This is a genomic window from Pigmentibacter ruber, assembly GCF_009792895.1.
GTDB classification, from domain to species: Bacteria; Bdellovibrionota_B; Oligoflexia; order Silvanigrellales; family Silvanigrellaceae; genus Silvanigrella; species Silvanigrella rubra.
Window position 1 is genome coordinate 556619 of the sequence record NZ_WSSC01000003.1, and the last position, 17216, is coordinate 573834.

Genomic DNA, 17216 nt, shown 5'->3' on the forward strand with positions numbered 1-17216 from the left:
TTTGTTTAGGAGGTAAAAGTGCTTAAGTCAAAGTTAGGTACCTATTTCGTTACATTATCTTTCCTTAGTCTGTTGTATGGATGTGCGCAGGGTGGCGGTTCTGGTGGAGGTGGCTCAAGTGGTAACACTTCTGGAGATATCACAGTAAAACAATCAGCTGATGCTAGTGACAATATTAAGAAGCTTGCTGTAGCAATGGATCCTTATCTAGGAAAAGGTTACAATTCTTTGCTAGGTATGAATACAAAAGGTTTTTGTCTTGGAAATGTAGCTGCAAAATTCACTGCTAAAAGGCAAAATATTACAAAATTTGATAAAATAGATTCTCTTGAAACATTATTTAATAACAATAATTTTAGTTTTTCAAGATCAGTTGGATTAAGTTTTGGTGGAGAAGGAATTTCAGGTTTTTTGGGTGGACTTTTAAACAGTTTACCTGGAGTAAATACTAGTTTAGGCTTTGGATTATCAAGTGCATTTAATTTTAGTAGCTATACTACTAATATGTTAATGGTTGTTAAAAATATTGCGGGTTCAAGACAAATGGATGTAGCTGATAAGAGCACTACCAATTATGTTATAAATCCTCAATACGCAAATTTAACTACAAATCAGTTTGCAGTTTTATGTGGCGATGGTGTGATTACTGAACAATCAGCTGAATCTAATCTGTACTTTGCTTTAAAGTTTGCATTTGCAAATACTGCTACAAAAAATTCTTTTGATCTAAGTTTTGGACTTGGTGGAAAAATTCCAATTCCAGATGTTCCAGGAATGACAGCTTCTTTTGATTTTAAAGCAATGTTTGGCAATGTAAATCAAACAACAAGAGCAAACACAAATTTAACAATTTATGCAATGCAAGTAGGTGGTGATAGTACGAAATTACCAAATGCATTAAAAAATGGTCTTTCTTGTAATTTAGCGAATGAAAAAGGGTGTTCAGATCTTTTTTCAACTATTAATGATTATATTGCAGTTAAATATCCTGCTCAATTTAGTGAGAATGATTTAAAAGCGTTAGAAAAAAATCCTGAAGACTCAAAGTATGTTTTATCAACAAGTCAAATTTCTTCTTATGCAGAATTGCCAATTTTTGATAAAGAAAAATTTGTTTCTCAAGATATTGCAAGTAAATTAAGTGCCAATGTTGATCTTAAAAATCAAATTAAAAATAAAACAAGTTTACAAATAAGTAACTATTTTTATGTGCTTAATTTGGCTAATAGTGATAACTACAGAGCAAATTTATTGGCTAAAGGCGAAAAAGACATGATATTGAATAACTTAGTAAATATGAATAATACATTTACTAAATTAATTTCAATTATTGACGTATGCTATGATAATATAGATAAATGTTTAAGTGATGTTTCTAATATTTTTTCTCCAGGTTCTATGTATAAACCAATGGATGAAGATGTTAGAAAAATAGTTGTCGATTCAAAAATTATAGGAAGAACTATAAAATCTGATTTATCAGCTAGTTCTGAGGGTTTTTTAACTCCAACGCAATTGCAAGGATATGATACAATAATTGTAAAAATTGTTACAAGTGATGGATTAGTTGTTAATTTAAATCCAATTCCAAATGTTAATATAGATCCTAATCAAGCTCTAGCTATATTAACTTGCAGTGCAGAAGGTAAAAGTCAAAGTACAGGTAATATGACTATTTATACTAAAAACTTTATTAATATAAAAGCTACAGACTTCGTTTGGAAATCAGGTAAAAGTGCAAAAGACTATTCAACTAGCAAGATTTGTAGAGTTGATAGTCAGGTCTTAACTAAGTTTACAAACCCTGTTGCTGTTGAAGTTTGGGGAATGAATACGTTTGCTGGTATCCCATAAATTAAAGCAAAATATTGTTAAGAAACAAGATTTAGCTCAAGATAACTTAAGATATCCTAGAGCTAAATCTCTTTTTTTGGTAATAATAAGTGCTTTTTTGTTTTCATCTAGTTTTTATCCACTTGAAAATTTTCCAGCTATTATTCGTTATCTAAATTACTTTTGCATTTCTCCATTTTTTTTAGAATTATTTTTACTAGTAAAAATAGAAAATTTTAGAAGAAGAATGTTTCATTACTTTATTTTAATTACCACCTTTTCTCTAACATTAGAAATTATAGCTTTTTCTTGGGTTTATACAAGTATTAAGTATTTTTTTCATACTAATCATTTAATAACTTCAATCATTTATTTGATTCTTGCCTTTCTCTCTTTTCCCTATTATTTTCTCCTCTTTTCTCCAGTTTTATTATTAAATAGGAAATTTAAAGTTTATAAAATTAATTGGTATTCTCTTATTTGTTTAACTTTTTTAATAGTTAATATTGAGTATTATTACCCCAAACTAGCTCCTTGGTTTTTTGGTTATTCCTATTTCTATGATAGTAATTTAAGAAAATTAGGATCTATATTAGGTTCAATTGGCTTGTCCTTCTTGTTTTTTTATAGTAATATTTTATTGGCAATTATTTTATTTAGAAAAATTTATTTAAAACTTAGTTTAATTGATTACGTTAGAAACAAATTTTTTTATCATTACTTATTTTTTATTTTTGCAATTTTATTTTTTAAATTAAAAAGTAGTGAAAAGAACCCATCAATAGATCAAAAAATTAATATTGGATATATTCAACCAAATTTTTCGGTAATTCATGATAAAGACATTGGTGGAGTGAAGTTGAAAGAAAAAAGCTTATTTGAATTAGTTAAAGAATTTGATAAAGTTCCAATAGAATTAATAATAGTACCTGAAAGTGCAATATATTATCAATTTGGAAATTTTCCAGAAAAAATAGAAGATATATATTTACTAGCTAAATCAGCAAGTAAACCCATACTTTTGCAATCAGTTATTGAAATAAATGATGCTGCAAAGACTAAATCTATTTTAAAAATTGCAGAATCGAGATCATTTATAGTTTATCCTGATGGAAAGACTTCAACTTACTATGTCAAATGGAATTTAATGCCATTTGGAGAGGAGTTTCCATTAAGTAAATATATTCCTTTTTTAGAAGAATTCTATTTAAAATGGACCAAACAAGATGTAATTTTAGCTCCTGGTAATCAAGCTAATACTCTTTTATTTCAGAATATTAAAATTGGAATTTTTATCTGCTATGATTCTATTGACAAAGATTTAGTCCATAATTTAGTTCAAAATGGAGCTCAATTTTTAGTAAATCAGGCAAATTTTATATGGATGTCAGATACTAATGCTATTTTTGTTTATTCAATTATAAATCAATTTAAAGCAATAGAATCTCAAAGAAGTTTGTTATTTTTAACAAATAATGGTCCTACTCAGCTTTTTGATAAAAATGGTAATCTTGTTTTTAGTAATAAAGTGATAAATAAACAAGATTTATCTGTTTTAAGTATCCCATTAAATAATAATTTAAGTATTTTTACTGAATTTAATTTATTAGTGAAGCTTGCATTCATAGTAGCAACAATTTTGTCTTTATTTATCTTTTTTAATAAGAAATTATAATTGTATTTGAATATTTATTTTTGTTTATTTAGTTTACTATTTTAAAAAATATGTATTATAAGAAGTTGTATTTTGTTGTGAAATAAATAAAGGAGGTTTCTATGTTAAATAAAGAATTAGCAAAGTATGACATCAACAATCCTTTTAAAAGCAAATATGATAATTATATCGGTGGGAGATGGCTTGCACCTGCCAAAGGTGATTATTTTGGTAATATATGTCCTATATATGGAGAAGTAATAACAGAAATAGCAAGATCTACTGCTGAAGATATTGAATTAGCTATTGATGCTGCACATTCTGCAAAAGAAAAATGGGGAAAGACATCTGCAACTGAAAGAGCAAATATATTACTTAAAATAGCTGACAGAATGGAAGCTAATTTAAATTTATTAGCTACAGCAGAAACATTAGATAATGGAAAGCCTATTAGAGAAACAAAATTTGCTGATATCCCATTAGCAATCGATCATTTCCGTTATTTTGCTAGTTGTATCAGATCACAAGAAGGTAGTGTAGGACAGCTTGATCATGAAACTTTTGCTTACCATATATATGAACCCCTTGGTGTTGTTGGACAAATTATTCCATGGAATTTTCCTTTGTTAATGGCAACATGGAAAGTTGCACCAGCTTTAGCTGCTGGAAATTGTATTATTTTAAAACCTGCAGAACAAACCCCTGCCTCTGTTTTTGTCTGGCTAGAGCTTATTCAGGATTTGCTTCCACCAGGAGTTTTAAATGTTGTGAATGGATTTGGATTAGAAGCAGGAAAGCCTTTAGCTGAAAGTCCGAGGATAAATAAAATAGCATTTACTGGTGAAACAACGACTGGAAAATTAATTCTTCAATATGCTGCAAATAATTTAATTCCTGCAACATTAGAATTAGGTGGAAAATCTCCAAATATTTTCTTTGCAGATGTCATAGAAAAGCAAGACGATTTTTTAAATAAAGCAGTTGAAGGTTTTCTAATGTTTGCTTTTAATCAAGGGGAAGTCTGTACTTGTCCTTCAAGGGCTTTCATTCAAGAGTCAATTTATGAGCCATTCATGGAAAAAATCATAGAGAGAATTAAAAAAATAAAGCAAGGAAATCCATTAGACCCATCTACAATGTTGGGTGCTCAAGTTTCTAAAGAACAAATGGAAAGAATTCTTAATTATATTGATATTGGAAAAAATGAAGGGGCAAAACTACTATTTGGTGGACAACGCCAAAGATTTCAAAATGAATTGGAAAATGGTTATTATGTTGAGCCAACTATCTTTAAAGGACAAAATAACATGAGAATATTTCAGGAAGAAATATTTGGACCTGTTGTTTCAGTAGCAACATTTAAAGATATTGATGAAGCGCTACATTTGGCTAATGAAACAAATTATGGCCTTGGTGCTGGAGTTTGGACACGAAATTTAAATCATGCCTTTCAATTAGGTCGAGATATAAAAGCAGGGAGAGTATGGACAAATTGTTATCATTTATATCCTGCCCATGCAGCATTTGGTGGATATAAGCAATCAGGAATTGGGCGTGAAAATCATAAAATGATGCTAGAGCACTATCAGCATACAAAAAATATTCTTGTGAGTTACAATCCTAAACCACTTGGTTTTTATTAAATAAAAAATAGAAATATTGTAATAAATTTTATTTTATTTGGCTTTAAGAAGAAATTTCTTAAAGCTTTTTTTATTTTTACTTTAAAAATTTCTTGTCAAAACAAAATTGTATATTTTTAAAAAAATATTTACTTCAAAATGGATTCTATTTGATTTCTATTTTAATCAAAAAAAATATTTAATTATTTGAAAAAATTGTGATTTAATATGAATTATTTAACTTAAAATTTAAAATAAAAAATTTGACATTTATAAAAATTTATCTTAATTAACTAGTAAACAGTAACAAAAAAATATGAATATGAAAGGTTAAAATATGAAAAAATTATTAGCAATTGTATCTTTGCTTGGAATGTCTTCAGTTGCTTTGGCACAAACTTTAGTTCCACCTGGCGGTGGAGTTCCTGGCGGTGTTTCAGCTCATCCCGTAAGATGTGCTCCTACAAATCACATGGTTGGCGTTGATTATGGTTTGATTATTTATACACAAGCACTAGAGCCTAAGTATAATGTACGTGGTGGATACTTTACCAAACAAGGTGTTTATCCTGGAGCTGAGGTAGTACCATATGAATTGCATGTTTTAAAGCAAACAGCTTATCAAGCAGAACTCATTTCTCAAGAATTGGGATTAAGAGTTGTTTTAGATAAAGCAAAGTATACAGCTGAAGTATATCCAAAAGATAGATCATTACCTGTTTATACTTGTGGATATTAATTAAAAATATAAATATACCCAGATAATAAATTGAATCATTATCTGGATATATTTTTAAAAGTAAAAAATAAGTGCTCTGAAATTTTGAAATAAAATTAATTAAAATACTAACTTTCTTAAAATAAATTTTTAATCTACTAGATAAAATTTTATCTCAATGATGAAAAGAAAATAATAAATTATAGAGGAAATATTATGAACAAGGCATTTTTATTTATATGTGCAATATTTTTTGCACAACATGTATTAGCTAAGGATTTTTATGTTTATTGTTCTAACAATCAAGGGAAATGGGAGTGGTTACATGAACCGGGAAATATTCTAAAAATAGAAAAAATTTCAGGTGAAATTCGTGAAAAAAGAAAAACAAAAGAAATTGTGCATTTTTATGCAAGCTATTTAAAAATTGATCAGGATATTGAATATATTAAAGAACTACAACAGAAATGCATAAGTCTACACGGTAGTGATTATCGTTATCCACAAGCTTCGAAAAAACTAACATCTGAAGGATATCTTTTAGGTTTATCGGATGAAGAAATTTTTCCAGGATTATATACAATTTATACAGACATTGCAGGATTATATGATTCAGTAGATTCTTATAAAGTTTTTAATCCAACAATAAGTAATATCGATCAGCTATTTAGAAAATAATCAAAAAAAAATTCAGCGTTTTTTAATTATTAATAAATAAACTTAAATTATTTTGCTATATATTTTGGAAATGGTTGCATATTAAATCCATCTAAGTTTGTTTCTATGATAGTCTGTAATGCTATCATTGTTGCATTATCAGAACAAAGAGCAGGAGAAGCAAAAATAACTTCTTGTTGAAAACTCATAAATAATTCACGAAATTTTTTATTTTGGGCAACGCCACCAGCAATTAATATGCTTTTAATTTCTGGAAAATTTTTAACAGCATTTAAAACTCTGTCATGTAGTTGTTTCAAAGCTGCTATTTGAAATGAATAAGCAATTTGTTGTTTAGTTTCTAAAGGCAAATCTTTTCCAGTTATTTTTCCTTTTTTTATTCCTGTTTCTTTTCTTATAATTTCCATAACAGCAGTTTTTATTCCGCTATATGAAAATTGATAAATATTTTCTTTATCAGAAAGTTTGTATGGAAATTGATATTTGTCCTGAAAACCATTTTGTTCGGCAACGAAAGCTAATTTTTCTATTTCGGGGCCACCAGGATATTCTAATCCTAAAAGTTTTGCGACTTTATCAAATGCTTCACCGCAAGCATCATCTAATGTTGTTCCTAATATTTTTTTTGTATTTATATCTGAAAGGTAGCTTAAATGACAGTGTCCTCCGCTGACAGTAAGCGCTATAGCAGGGAAAGTTGGACTACGAAGATGAAGTGATTTAGACAAATCTGACTTGAGAGAAAAATCGTGAAGTAATAACGCTGGTGCCAAATGTGCGTCTACATGATTCACTGCAACAAGAGGGATATTTAAAGCTGTTGCTAATCCTCTAGCAAATAGGACACCAACCATCAATGCACCAATGAGACCTGGACCCATTGTTACAGCAATTTTTGTTAACTGTTCTGGTTTTAACCCAGCTTTTTTCAATGCTGTACTTGCTATGTCATAAATTTTAGCAAGATGATCTCTTGCAGCAATTTCTGGAACTACTCCACCAAAAGGAGCATGGCTAGCATGTTGTGATTCTACCTCATGGGCGAGTATGCGAACAAAATTTGATTTAAGCTTGTCCTTGTAAACTTCTACTATCGATATAGCTGTTTCATCACATGAACTTTCAACAGCAAGGATTATTTCATTCATAAAATATTATTGGCCCGCATTATTTGTTGTAGATGCTGATGGGAGACTGGCAAGTCTTCCTGCAGCTGCTTTGCCTTCTGGTGTATTGGAAAAACTTTTAGCACATTCTTGATAGTAAGATTTAGCAATATTATTATTTTTTAAATAAACAAAGCTGTCTCCTGCAAGTAACAAAGCTCTTTGATATTTAGCAGACATAGGAAACATTTCTACGTAATTAGCAAAATCAATAGCTGAACCTTTAAAGTCTTGCGATTTAAATTTTGCTTCAGCTCTATATTCTAATGCCACTTGAATCATACTATCATTTGCATCAGCTGCAGTTAAAACTGAATTACTGGTTTCAATGGTCTGCTTGAAATTGCCTTGTTCAAAAGTGGTCTTTAAACTTTTTGTTAAGTCTGCTTGAGATTTTATTTTGGCGGGAAGTTTTCCTTTTCTATTTATTGCTACTTTAGAACCAGCAGCAATTTCTAAACGCGCAATTTGCCTTTGAATTGTTGTTAAATTATCAGGAGAGTTATTTAACGAAACAACCCCACTTTCTGAAGGTAAAGAACCAGCATTTTCTTCAATTCTTTTTATTTTAATTTTTAATTCATCAACTACCCCTTGAGTAAGTTGTAATTGAGTTTGAAGGCTTTCCACATCGCTTTTTGAGGATAAAGCCGTTTGAGTTGTATTATTGATTTGTTGGTCACGTTTGTTAACTTGTTCTTGCAATTGAAAGACTTGACCTTGTAATTGTGTGACTGAAGCTTGCAATTGATCTTGGCGTGAAGAGGTCATACATCCCTGAAAAAGGAACAAGGAACTTACGATAGTAAAAATTGTTTTTGCTTGTATATTTTTGTTTTTATTAAAAAAAATTCCACAGCTCAGAGTAGACTGGTATTCTTTCATTGATATCTCCATAAAAAATTGAAATAACTTGAATCATTAATACAAGGAGCCGCATTAGCATTTAAGTGGATTGTATTAACAAAAATACACTTTCCTTGATTGATAATTATATAACTTACTTTTTAAGTTATTCAAATATTATTCTTTTTCAGCTTTTTCATCATTACCAAGCTGCTCATCAGGAGGGATATAGTCATCGGGTTTGTCATATAAAATTTTTAAATCAACTCGCCTATTTAAAGCTCTGTTTTCTGGAGTATCATTTATAGCAATAGGTCTTGTGTCTCCAAATCCTGCGGGGTAAACACTACCTTTGGCAAAATATCCTGTATCAATAAAAAATTTGGTTACAGCCGTTGCTCGTAAGCAGCTAAGCTCCCAATTTGTCATTCCATTTCGTTCAAATGGAATGTTATCAGTGTGTCCTTCAACTCTTATTAATCGATTTAATCCTTTTAAGATATCAGCGACTCCTTTTAACATTTCTTTTGTGTCTGCTTTTAAAATGTATTCTCCAGGATTAAATAACACTCTAGAAAGTAAAGTAATCCTAATTCCATCAGGATCTCTTGCGACATAAATTACTCGATCTTGTGGTTTTTTTTCACTATCAGGGAATTGCTTTGAACCATACAATCTTTCAGCTAATTTTTGTTCAACTTGCCTTGCTTGAGCTGCGATAATAGCAGCTCTTTCTCTAAGTAATCTTTGTAAGATTTGTTCTCTACTGGTGTTACCTTTAATATAACGAAAAATACTTTCAACAGATTGAGGGCCTTTTGGAATATTGCCTTCTTCTTTTGGTACTTCTTCTTTTATCCCAAAAGCGACTTGCATTGATTCGGTGACCTGTTTTACTTTTGAAGTATTTACAACTGCAATTGCATATAAAACCACAAATAGAGCAAATAACAGAGTCATCATGTCAGCAAAGGCAACCAGCCAACGTTCATGGTTTTCAAATTCGGGGCATTTCTTTTTTTTAGGCATTAATGAGCCATCCCATGTAGACGTTCAACTAAAACTTTTGGAGCTGTGCCTTGAGCAATTCCAACAATACCAACAGCTATCATTTCACGGTAAACCTTCTTATGATGGCACATTCTTTTTATTTTTTTTCCTGCTGGTAAAGCAAAGAGGTTAGCTAATCCCACGCCATACAATGTTGCAATAAATGCAGTTTTAATACCCGGACCAATCTCAGGAGGGTTATCAAGGTTTAACATCACCACCATCAAACCTAAAACGGCACCCATAATTCCAATTGTTGGGGCAAAAGCACCCATATCTTCCCAAAATTTTGCAGCTATTTCTTCTTCCTCGTAGATCATATCAATTTCGGCTAATAAGGTGTTTTCAATTACGATGGCATCTGTATTCATAGAAACCATTTCAATTCCTTTTTTCATGAAATGATCATCTAACTTATCAATTTCTTTTTCTAAGGCTAATACACCATCTTTTCTAGCTAATTGAGCGAGTCTTTCTATTGTAGAAATGGTACCTTCCGTATCCATTTTAGGTCCACTTAAAAATAGACCAAGGGATTTAAACGAGAAAATTACGTCTTTCAAAGGATAAGCTGTCATTACAGCTGCAAATGATCCCATACCCACAATCATGGCAGCTGAACCACCCCATAACATTGGGACTTGTAAGCCTTTTATAATTGCTGTTCCAATTACAGCGACTAATCCTAGAATTGGGCCAATAATGCTCGATAATTCCATTTAGGACCTCAATTTTGTTTTATCTTGCAAAAGACTTTTAAATTGATGCTGAGAATTCTCCTTTATTTTAAAGTCATCGTTTTTTTTATGAAATGTTTACTTTTGACAGAAAGAGAAGTTTTTGCAGTCAAAAATTTTATTGATGGGTGCTAAAAAAAGCTATTTTCATTCCGAAAAAAGTGGGTAACCAGAATTACTTTGGAGCCTTAATATATGACGGAGTCTTCTGCTGAAAATAGAAGCAGTCCTAGATTTATCAGCAAAGCCATCGTGCAAATTTATTCGGAAGATGACTCTAATCCAGTCATGGGAACAATAAACAATATTTCTGCAGGTGGAGTGAGCTTAAATTTAGAAGTCGATAATATTAAAAGGGGCTTTAAAGTTGGTTGCTCTGTTACGTTTGAAATGCCTGTGCGGATGTTTGGAATTGATAAAGATGATAAATTAAAATTAAGGGCAGAAATAAAAAGAGCCACAAATTTAGGAAAGACTATTTCCTGCCAATTTCAAAATTTAAAAGACTCTGAAATAGCTGTACTAAACAAAGGCTTAAGAATTATTGAAATAGTTAATAAAATATCGAACAAAAATGCCTCTTGAAAAAAAATTTAAGGAAAAACTCAATAAAAGAAAATGGCAACGTCAAAACTATTATTTCAACAAAAATAGGGTCTTTTCATATTATAGAAACTCTTGCATTATAAAAAATTGAACAAGAAGATGATTTTTACATATTAAGTAACAGTTAGATAGATAATATTAATTTGCATATTTATTTATTATTTTTGCATAAGTACCATCTTTTTGTATATCTTTTAAGGTAGCGTTTAATTTTTCAATTACTTTTTCATCTGTTTCTTTATTAAATGCCGCATATAGTATTGAAGTCTTTAATGTATATACAGGTACAATATTTATAATTTTATTTTTTTTAAAAAACCAATTTCCTAATTGTTTTCCTGAAGCCCATAAATCAATTCGACCAGCTTGAAGTTTTTTTTCGTTATTAAGGTCTAAATTAGTATCCTCTACTTTTAAATAACTTATGCTATGTAAGTAATTTGATGTTGCATCTCCTTTATAAGCCCCTATAACATAGTTTTTTGCTTCTTCTAAAGATTTTATTTTAATATAAGGCATTTTACTATGAGGATTAGCTAATGAAAATAGCACCCAATCGTTTTCGCCAATCGGCCCAACCCATTTAAACAATTTTTCGCGTTCTTCAGTTCTTGATGCAGCAAAAACAACAGCATTTTTTTTAGTTAAGGCGTTATTATAAGCTCTTGCCCATGGAAGAAGCTCCATTTTATATTTAATATTTGCCCGCTTAAATATTTCTTTCATTATGTCTGTAGCACTTCCAACGATTTCATTTTCGTTGTCACCATTGGTATCATCTTTCGGCATATTATACGGCGCATAATCTTCAGTATATAAATTAAAAAAATTATCTTGAGCATAGCTAAATTGCTCAAACCAGAAAAATAAAAAAAGGAAGAAGGCTTGGGGTAATTTTATTTTTAGCATTAAACAATTCTCCATGTGTTAAGAGAATGATAACACTAATTTCAAAATGTTAAATATTTAAAACTTCAAATTATTAAGACTTGGAGATGTCAAATTGTTTGATATTATCATTTTTGGTAAAAATTCTTTCATTTTCCCTGGAGTCATAAAAAACAAAATAATTTGGATTTGAAAACCAGTCAGGTCCAACAAATAAACGAACTTGTTGAAAGACTATTTTTAAATAAACGTGGATATGGCCTAAAAATAAGGTATTAATTTGTTTACTATTGTTTTCATTATAAATTTTAAAATAATCTTCTAAACAATTTCTTAAAAATGGAGCTGTTAATGCATTATACGTTTCTCCTTTATTCCGGCTTCTTTTAGCATAATTTGTACAAATAAAATGCATTAAAAAGCCTGGAACTAAAAGATTAGCAATTTTTTGAAACAAATAAGATTTAAAAAAAGCTCTAGGTTTTTGATATGAGGGAAGGCAAATTAAATTGTCACCATGGCGCATAACAGTTCTACCAAGTTCAGGATGATCAAATTCAAGAATAAAATCACCATAATATGAAAAAATATCATCTAGTTTTTTTGAATGAAAATGTTCAAATCCAAAATCATGGTTGCCTTCTAAAAAAATAGTTTTTATACCCAAATTTTTTAGTTCTTTTATTTTATCGAAAACATCAACCCAAATTTTAATAAAGAATGTTTTGGATACTGTAATAAAATCAAATATATCCCCAAGAAAAATAATAGCATCAATTTTTTTTGTATAATGTTTAAGTTTAATTTTATCAAGATTTTCAAGAAGTATTTGAGAGTTTAGATCACCCGGTTCTCTTAAATGCACATCTGAAATAACGACAAAACTATTAATATTTTCTATTCTTACTGTTCTCACGTTTATACCTTTGTTATAGCGCTTAATTTTAAAAGAGCTGAGAAATCATCTGGCATATTTGAATCTATTTCAAGATATTTGTTTCTTTTTTCTAATCCACACTCAAGACACTTATAATGGATCATGTAACCTTTTTTCTTGTGTTGTGACCAAGCCACAGGTTTTAGAAGGCCAAGACATTCAGCAGCTCTATCGCCAGGATTGATATCAACATGAATACTATATAAGCATTTGGGACAGTGATCTCGACAAGTACTAGAAGATAGTGGAACTAAAAAATTACAATTTTTACAAGTAAAAGATTCATTTATTTTTGTAAATACTGGAGATTGAATTGACATATTTAACTATTACTTCTTAATGCTATGAAAGCTTTAGTGACTTCAGTTTGATTTGCAGTAGGATTTTTTTCTAGCCATTCTATAAACCGTAAAATTATATTTCGATTAATTTGTCCAGCTACTCTATATCTAACTTTTGCTTGAGGATCTATAAAAAAAGTCTCTGGTGTTCCAGTAACTCCATATTGAATGGATATTAATCCTTTTAAGTCTTGTACAACAGGAAACGATTGACCATAATTTTTTTGCCAGTCTTTTATTGTTTCTGTATTATCTTGAATATTTATACTTACAAAATAAGGGAATTTTTCGTTTTTTTGTTGAGTTAATTGATAAAAATACTCCATTTCTGGAGCTTCTCCTCGACAAACGTAACAAAAAGAAGACCAAAAATTTAAAATTACCCATTTATTTTTTTGAAAATATTGATCAGAATTAAATGATCCACCAGTTGAAAGGGGAGCTGATATTATTGGAGCCTCCTCTCCTACTAATTGACTGGGATTATAATTTGGGTCTTGTTTCAAAGCATAAATCATTAAAGCTAAGAATAATAAAATACCAAATACCGAAGCAAAAATAGCTTTTCGATTCAATTTCTTTTTTTGCATAATACTCCCAATACTTATTATTTGCTAGCAGATGTTTGTTGAGAAGGAATATTTTGATCTTTTAAAATACTATCAAGCAATTTAGCTTCTTTCATTTGTTTATGATCTTTTTTTGTATCATATACCTCGCTATGTTTAACCATCAATAAGTTTGCCGTAATTAATTTATCTTTTTGATTGATGTCTGGGTTATTTATCAAGCGTCCTTCAACAACAACACCTTGACCTTCTTTAAAAAGATCTGGAGGTATCCCTTTATATTGTACAAAAAAATTGTGTCCTTCTAAATCTGTCATTTTAAAATTAAGTTCATTTTTTTCTGCATTCCATTGTTTGGTACCAGCCATTACAAGTCCTGATACACGAAACAATTTGCCATCAAATTTAATAGGGTTAGCGTAAACTTCAGCAGGAGTGTAAAAGGTAACTGTTGATTCACTTTTGGTAGCTTGATAAATAATAAGCCCTAATGATCCTAATACAATAATAAGCCCTGCAATTTGTCCATTATTTATTTTCACAACGATTTCCTTCACTCAAATGACTTAAATGATTTTCTTTATTTTCTTTATTTTCTTTATCAAAAAAGCCCTCTTCATTCATACTATGAATTGAATTACGCCTGATTTTTATGGAAAAAAATATATAAAGAACAAGGCAAATAGCAACAATTGCAAAGGTTGAATACACAAAAATTCCCCAACTTAAATTCCCATATTCTGATTCCATAATTATTCACCTCTAGCTAAATCTAATGTTTCTTTAGCTGAAACTGCTTGTCTTCTAATTTTATAAATAGCAATACTTAATAAAAACATTGCAAGAAAATTTAAAAAAAGAACAAGCGAAATATCTGTTGAAGCATTTTGAGTTTTTTCTACAAAAGTTTGTGGTTGATGAAGAGATCTCCATAAATTTACACTATAATAAACTATTGGGACGTTAACAGCACTTATTATCGCAATAATAGCTGACATATTTCTTTTAGTCTTTAAATCTGGAGTAAAATGTCGAAGAATTAAGTAACCACAACAAACAAGGAACATCACTAAACTAGAAGTCAAACGCGGATCCCAGTCCCACCAAACACCCCACGTAGGTCTTCCCCAAATACTTCCTGAAATTAATGTTAGAAATGAGAACAGTGTCCCCAATTCTAATGATGTGTAGCTGCTTCTATCATAGATTATTGCATTTTTGGGTTTTAAAATGACTAAAAAAGCAAATATTGCACTGGTAAAAACCCAAAAAAATGCGCACCAAGCTACAGGTACATGGACAAAAATAATACGATATACATTGCCTTGATCGGTATCCGACGCAACCCAAAATAAAGCTAGAAACCAACAAAATATTTGAAAAATAGTAAATAAAGAAAGAATAATATTCCAACGCAATATTGGTTTTGTAATTGATAGTGGAATTTTATTCTCAAGTGTTTCTTTGGTATTCATAATTATTCCTGCAAAAGTAAATCACTTAAAAGTATTCCTAAAGTTGAAAATATAATGGGATATGCAATTAGTATCGTCCACCATGCACTTTCACTAAAGGCACCGAGAAGTGAATTGTTGCCAATATGTATCGTTAATGAAACTGAGGCCAGTAAAATCCCGCTTTGAAGAGGAAAAAATAACATAGGAAGTAATATTTCTTTTGCTAAACTTCTAGCTGTTAAACAAGTAATTAATGTACCCAAACTAGCAGAACCTAAATTAAAAAAAATAGAAACAAAAAAAAGATTATTTAATAAGTTTACAAGAATATTTGAATTAATATTATAAAAAATTATCCACAACAACAAAATAGGAATTTGTAACGTAAAGATTTGAAAAGCAGTAAAACTAATTTTACCGGCAATAATAGATGTTTTTTGTAATTTTGAAGTTAGAATTAAATCCATTCCGTTGCATTCTTGTTCGGCAGAAAATATTCTACTAATGGTTAGAACAGCAACAAATTCATTCATAATCCAAAATGTTCCAATTTGAATATCAGCTCTTTGCAGGGCCTCAGTTCCTAGGCCAAAAGGAAAAAGAATGAGCAAACAACATGAAAATATAAAAGTACCTACCCATGAAGCTTTCCTAGCCCAAAGGGTTCTGAAACTTAATTTATGAATAAAATAAAAAGACTTTAACCAATTTCTATTTTCTTTATTAATATGTTCTATAGTATTAAACATTAGAGTAATACCTTAATTTCTGATTTTAAATTTCTTTTTATTTCAGGTAAAAAATTTGATAAACAAATATTTTTATTTGCCCATTTTATTAAATTTTCATCGTGAGTTGCAATAATTATAGCTGAATTATTTTTTGTAATTAATTCAGAAAATATATCTAAACAAATATCGACACCAGAATCATCTAACCCATTTGTGGGTTCATCGGCTAAAATAATTTTAGGTTTAATGAGTAACAGAGCTGCAAGAGATAATCTTCTTTTTTGTCCTGTTGATAAAGATCTAACTACTTGCAAAATTCTATCATGTAAATTGACTCTTTTTAAAACTTTTTTGTAGTCATCTATTGTAAATTTATTAGAGTAACTTTGAGTATAAAAATCTAAATTCCAAAGAATAGATTGATCTAACATTAGACTAGGTATATTTGGAAGAAACATTAAAGTTTTATTTTTATCTTTTAATTCTTTATCATGAAAGTAACTAATCTCTCCTAGGTGAGGTTTTGATAAACCTGCTAGTATTTTTAAGAGTGATGTTTTTCCTATTCCATTTGGGCCTGTTATAGTAATTTTTTCTTGCGATAAAATGGATAAATTAAATTTAGAAATTAAAGGCTTGTTTCCCATTCTAATTTCTAAATTATCACATTTTAAATATAAAGACATTGGTCAAATTTTATCTTTCTTCAGCTTCATTTTGCAAGGAAATAGTATCCAAAATGGTAAATGATGAACCATGTGTTTCCATAATACCTGCTTGTTTAAAATCCGCTATTGCGCGACTAACAGTTTCAGGTGTGACATCTGCTAGTTCTGCAATATCACGCCGATTTAATGGCGGTTCGAAACTTTGTGCACCTTCATCAGCAAATAAATTATAAAGCTCATAAATAACGGAAGCAACCCTATTCTTAGCGGGACGATATAAGTCTGATTCAATCCGTTTTTCTAGTCTTGCGAGTTCGTAACAAAAGATTTTCATAAATTGTAATGATACAATTGGGCTTCTTTGAATTAGATCCAAAACTATGGTTTTTTCTATCGAAAAAACTTCACTGTCTTTTAATGCTACGGAGGTTCTACTGTATTTAAATTCACCAAAGACTTCCCTAATACCGACAATTTGTCCAGCGCGCACAATGCGTGTTATGACGCTTTCACCTTCTTGGCTTTCGCGTACAATTTTTAAGCATCCATTTGCAACACCATAAATAGATCTTGGCGTATCACCAGAGATAAAAAGGTTTTGACCCTTTTTTAATCTAATAATTGAAGAGTTTTCTTGAAATCGATGTAGATCCTCATCTGAAAGGGATGGAAAAAGCCTACGTAAAGTGTAAGTTCCCCTAGATTTTCTTTCCAT

20 protein-coding genes are annotated in these 17216 nt (G+C 30.0%); 6 read left to right on the plus strand and 14 right to left on the minus strand.

Annotated elements, in window-relative coordinates:
- Positions 1 to 18: 18 nt before the first annotated feature.
- The 5 genes from GOY08_RS11405 (at position 19) to GOY08_RS11425 (ending at position 6505) form a co-directional block, all read left to right on the plus strand.
- A complete protein-coding gene (locus GOY08_RS11405) occupies positions 19 to 1854 on the plus strand; it encodes a hypothetical protein (protein WP_158999030.1) in 1836 nt (611 codons plus the stop codon).
- Positions 1838 to 3508, plus strand: a complete 1671-nt coding sequence (lnt, locus tag GOY08_RS11410) for an apolipoprotein N-acyltransferase (protein WP_158999031.1) — start codon at positions 1838 to 1840, stop codon at positions 3506 to 3508. Before GOY08_RS11405 ends, lnt begins: the two co-directional genes overlap by 17 nt.
- A 101-nt stretch (positions 3509 to 3609) precedes the next feature.
- Positions 3610 to 5130 carry an acetaldehyde dehydrogenase ExaC gene (exaC, locus tag GOY08_RS11415; RefSeq protein ID WP_158999032.1) on the plus strand — a complete coding sequence of 507 codons (1521 nt, stop codon included), beginning with the start codon at positions 3610 to 3612 and terminating at the stop codon, positions 5128 to 5130.
- Positions 5131 to 5446: 316 nt separating this feature from the next.
- On the plus strand, positions 5447 to 5848 hold the full coding sequence (locus tag GOY08_RS11420) for a hypothetical protein (protein ID WP_158999033.1): 402 nt from the start codon (positions 5447 to 5449) through the stop codon (positions 5846 to 5848).
- Positions 5849 to 6043: 195 nt separating this feature from the next.
- Entirely contained in the window at positions 6044 to 6505 is a 462-nt protein-coding gene (locus GOY08_RS11425) for a hypothetical protein (protein WP_158999034.1), read from the plus strand.
- 47 nt (positions 6506 to 6552) lie between these two features.
- Here GOY08_RS11425 and tsaD read toward each other — a convergent pair whose 3' ends face one another.
- The 4 genes from tsaD to GOY08_RS11445 all read right to left on the minus strand — a co-directional run bounded on the left by tsaD (position 6553) and on the right by GOY08_RS11445 (position 10286).
- Positions 6553 to 7653 carry a tRNA (adenosine(37)-N6)-threonylcarbamoyltransferase complex transferase subunit TsaD gene (gene tsaD, locus GOY08_RS11430; RefSeq protein ID WP_158999035.1) on the minus strand — a complete coding sequence of 367 codons (1101 nt, stop codon included), beginning with the start codon at positions 7651 to 7653 and terminating at the stop codon, positions 6553 to 6555.
- 6 nt (positions 7654 to 7659) lie between these two features.
- Complete coding sequence (locus GOY08_RS11435; RefSeq protein ID WP_158999036.1) at positions 7660 to 8556, minus strand: tetratricopeptide repeat protein; 897 nt, start codon at positions 8554 to 8556, stop codon at positions 7660 to 7662.
- Between the two features lie 138 nt (positions 8557 to 8694).
- The gene (locus GOY08_RS11440; RefSeq protein ID WP_158999037.1) at positions 8695 to 9546 is read right to left on the minus strand and encodes an OmpA/MotB family protein; all 852 of its coding nucleotides are present in this window, start codon (positions 9544 to 9546) and stop codon (positions 8695 to 8697) included.
- Positions 9546 to 10286, minus strand: coding sequence for a motility protein A (locus tag GOY08_RS11445; protein ID WP_158999038.1), 741 nt, complete (start codon positions 10284 to 10286; stop codon positions 9546 to 9548). The genes GOY08_RS11440 and GOY08_RS11445 overlap by 1 nt, the downstream gene beginning before the upstream one ends.
- Positions 10287 to 10499: 213 nt before the next feature.
- On the opposite strand from GOY08_RS11445, the gene GOY08_RS11450 reads away from it, so the two are divergent.
- Entirely contained in the window at positions 10500 to 10889 is a 390-nt protein-coding gene (locus tag GOY08_RS11450) for a PilZ domain-containing protein (RefSeq protein ID WP_158999039.1), read from the plus strand.
- A gap of 159 nt (positions 10890 to 11048) precedes the next feature.
- Here GOY08_RS11450 and GOY08_RS11455 read toward each other — a convergent pair whose 3' ends face one another.
- From GOY08_RS11455 to GOY08_RS11500, 10 genes are all read right to left on the minus strand, one after another.
- The gene (locus GOY08_RS11455) at positions 11049 to 11819 is read right to left on the minus strand and encodes a substrate-binding periplasmic protein (RefSeq protein WP_158999040.1); all 771 of its coding nucleotides are present in this window, start codon (positions 11817 to 11819) and stop codon (positions 11049 to 11051) included.
- Positions 11820 to 11892: 73 nt separating this feature from the next.
- A complete protein-coding gene (locus tag GOY08_RS11460) occupies positions 11893 to 12714 on the minus strand; it encodes a metallophosphoesterase (RefSeq protein ID WP_158999041.1) in 822 nt (273 codons plus the stop codon).
- 2 nt (positions 12715 to 12716) lie between these two features.
- Positions 12717 to 13055 carry an RNHCP domain-containing protein gene (locus GOY08_RS11465; protein WP_158999042.1) on the minus strand — a complete coding sequence of 113 codons (339 nt, stop codon included), beginning with the start codon at positions 13053 to 13055 and terminating at the stop codon, positions 12717 to 12719.
- Positions 13056 to 13057: 2 nt separating this feature from the next.
- Positions 13058 to 13666 (minus strand): TlpA family protein disulfide reductase, encoded by a 609-nt coding sequence (locus tag GOY08_RS11470; protein ID WP_158999043.1) that lies wholly within the window; start codon positions 13664 to 13666, stop codon positions 13058 to 13060.
- 17 nt (positions 13667 to 13683) lie between these two features.
- On the minus strand, positions 13684 to 14187 hold the full coding sequence (locus GOY08_RS11475; protein ID WP_158999044.1) for a cytochrome c maturation protein CcmE: 504 nt from the start codon (positions 14185 to 14187) through the stop codon (positions 13684 to 13686).
- On the minus strand, positions 14174 to 14395 hold the full coding sequence (locus GOY08_RS11480; protein ID WP_158999045.1) for a hypothetical protein: 222 nt from the start codon (positions 14393 to 14395) through the stop codon (positions 14174 to 14176). The genes GOY08_RS11475 and GOY08_RS11480 overlap by 14 nt, the downstream gene beginning before the upstream one ends.
- A 2-nt stretch (positions 14396 to 14397) precedes the next feature.
- Complete coding sequence (gene ccsA, locus GOY08_RS11485; RefSeq protein ID WP_158999046.1) at positions 14398 to 15120, minus strand: cytochrome c biogenesis protein CcsA; 723 nt, start codon at positions 15118 to 15120, stop codon at positions 14398 to 14400.
- A 2-nt stretch (positions 15121 to 15122) separates the two neighbouring features.
- Positions 15123 to 15851, minus strand: a complete 729-nt coding sequence (locus GOY08_RS11490; protein ID WP_158999047.1) for a heme exporter protein CcmB — start codon at positions 15849 to 15851, stop codon at positions 15123 to 15125.
- Entirely contained in the window at positions 15851 to 16480 is a 630-nt protein-coding gene (locus tag GOY08_RS11495) for an ATP-binding cassette domain-containing protein (RefSeq protein ID WP_158999048.1), read from the minus strand. The genes GOY08_RS11490 and GOY08_RS11495 overlap by 1 nt, the downstream gene beginning before the upstream one ends.
- A 49-nt stretch (positions 16481 to 16529) precedes the next feature.
- Positions 16530 to 17216 carry a Crp/Fnr family transcriptional regulator gene (locus GOY08_RS11500; RefSeq protein WP_158999049.1) on the minus strand — a complete coding sequence of 229 codons (687 nt, stop codon included), beginning with the start codon at positions 17214 to 17216 and terminating at the stop codon, positions 16530 to 16532.

Coding starts and splice junctions, on each gene's coding strand:
- GOY08_RS11465 (WP_158999042.1), bottom strand. CDS start 13,055: ATGTCAATTCAATCTCCAGTATTTACAAAAATAAATGAATCTTTTACT.
- GOY08_RS11435 (WP_158999036.1), bottom strand. CDS start 8,556: ATGAAAGAATACCAGTCTACTCTGAGCTGTGGAATTTTTTTTAATAAA.
- GOY08_RS11450 (WP_158999039.1), top strand. CDS start 10,500: ATGACGGAGTCTTCTGCTGAAAATAGAAGCAGTCCTAGATTTATCAGC.
- GOY08_RS11480 (WP_158999045.1), bottom strand. CDS start 14,395: ATGGAATCAGAATATGGGAATTTAAGTTGGGGAATTTTTGTGTATTCA.
- exaC (WP_158999032.1), top strand. CDS start 3,610: ATGTTAAATAAAGAATTAGCAAAGTATGACATCAACAATCCTTTTAAA.
- GOY08_RS11440 (WP_158999037.1), bottom strand. CDS start 9,546: ATGCCTAAAAAAAAGAAATGCCCCGAATTTGAAAACCATGAACGTTGG.
- tsaD (WP_158999035.1), bottom strand. CDS start 7,653: ATGAATGAAATAATCCTTGCTGTTGAAAGTTCATGTGATGAAACAGCT.
- GOY08_RS11420 (WP_158999033.1), top strand. CDS start 5,447: ATGAAAAAATTATTAGCAATTGTATCTTTGCTTGGAATGTCTTCAGTT.
- GOY08_RS11495 (WP_158999048.1), bottom strand. CDS start 16,480: ATGGGAAACAAGCCTTTAATTTCTAAATTTAATTTATCCATTTTATCG.
- GOY08_RS11455 (WP_158999040.1), bottom strand. CDS start 11,819: ATGCTAAAAATAAAATTACCCCAAGCCTTCTTCCTTTTTTTATTTTTC.
- GOY08_RS11490 (WP_158999047.1), bottom strand. CDS start 15,851: ATGTTTAATACTATAGAACATATTAATAAAGAAAATAGAAATTGGTTA.
- GOY08_RS11500 (WP_158999049.1), bottom strand. CDS start 17,216: ATGGAAAGAAAATCTAGGGGAACTTACACTTTACGTAGGCTTTTTCCA.
- GOY08_RS11470 (WP_158999043.1), bottom strand. CDS start 13,666: ATGCAAAAAAAGAAATTGAATCGAAAAGCTATTTTTGCTTCGGTATTT.
- ccsA (WP_158999046.1), bottom strand. CDS start 15,120: ATGAATACCAAAGAAACACTTGAGAATAAAATTCCACTATCAATTACA.
- GOY08_RS11425 (WP_158999034.1), top strand. CDS start 6,044: ATGAACAAGGCATTTTTATTTATATGTGCAATATTTTTTGCACAACAT.
- GOY08_RS11445 (WP_158999038.1), bottom strand. CDS start 10,286: ATGGAATTATCGAGCATTATTGGCCCAATTCTAGGATTAGTCGCTGTA.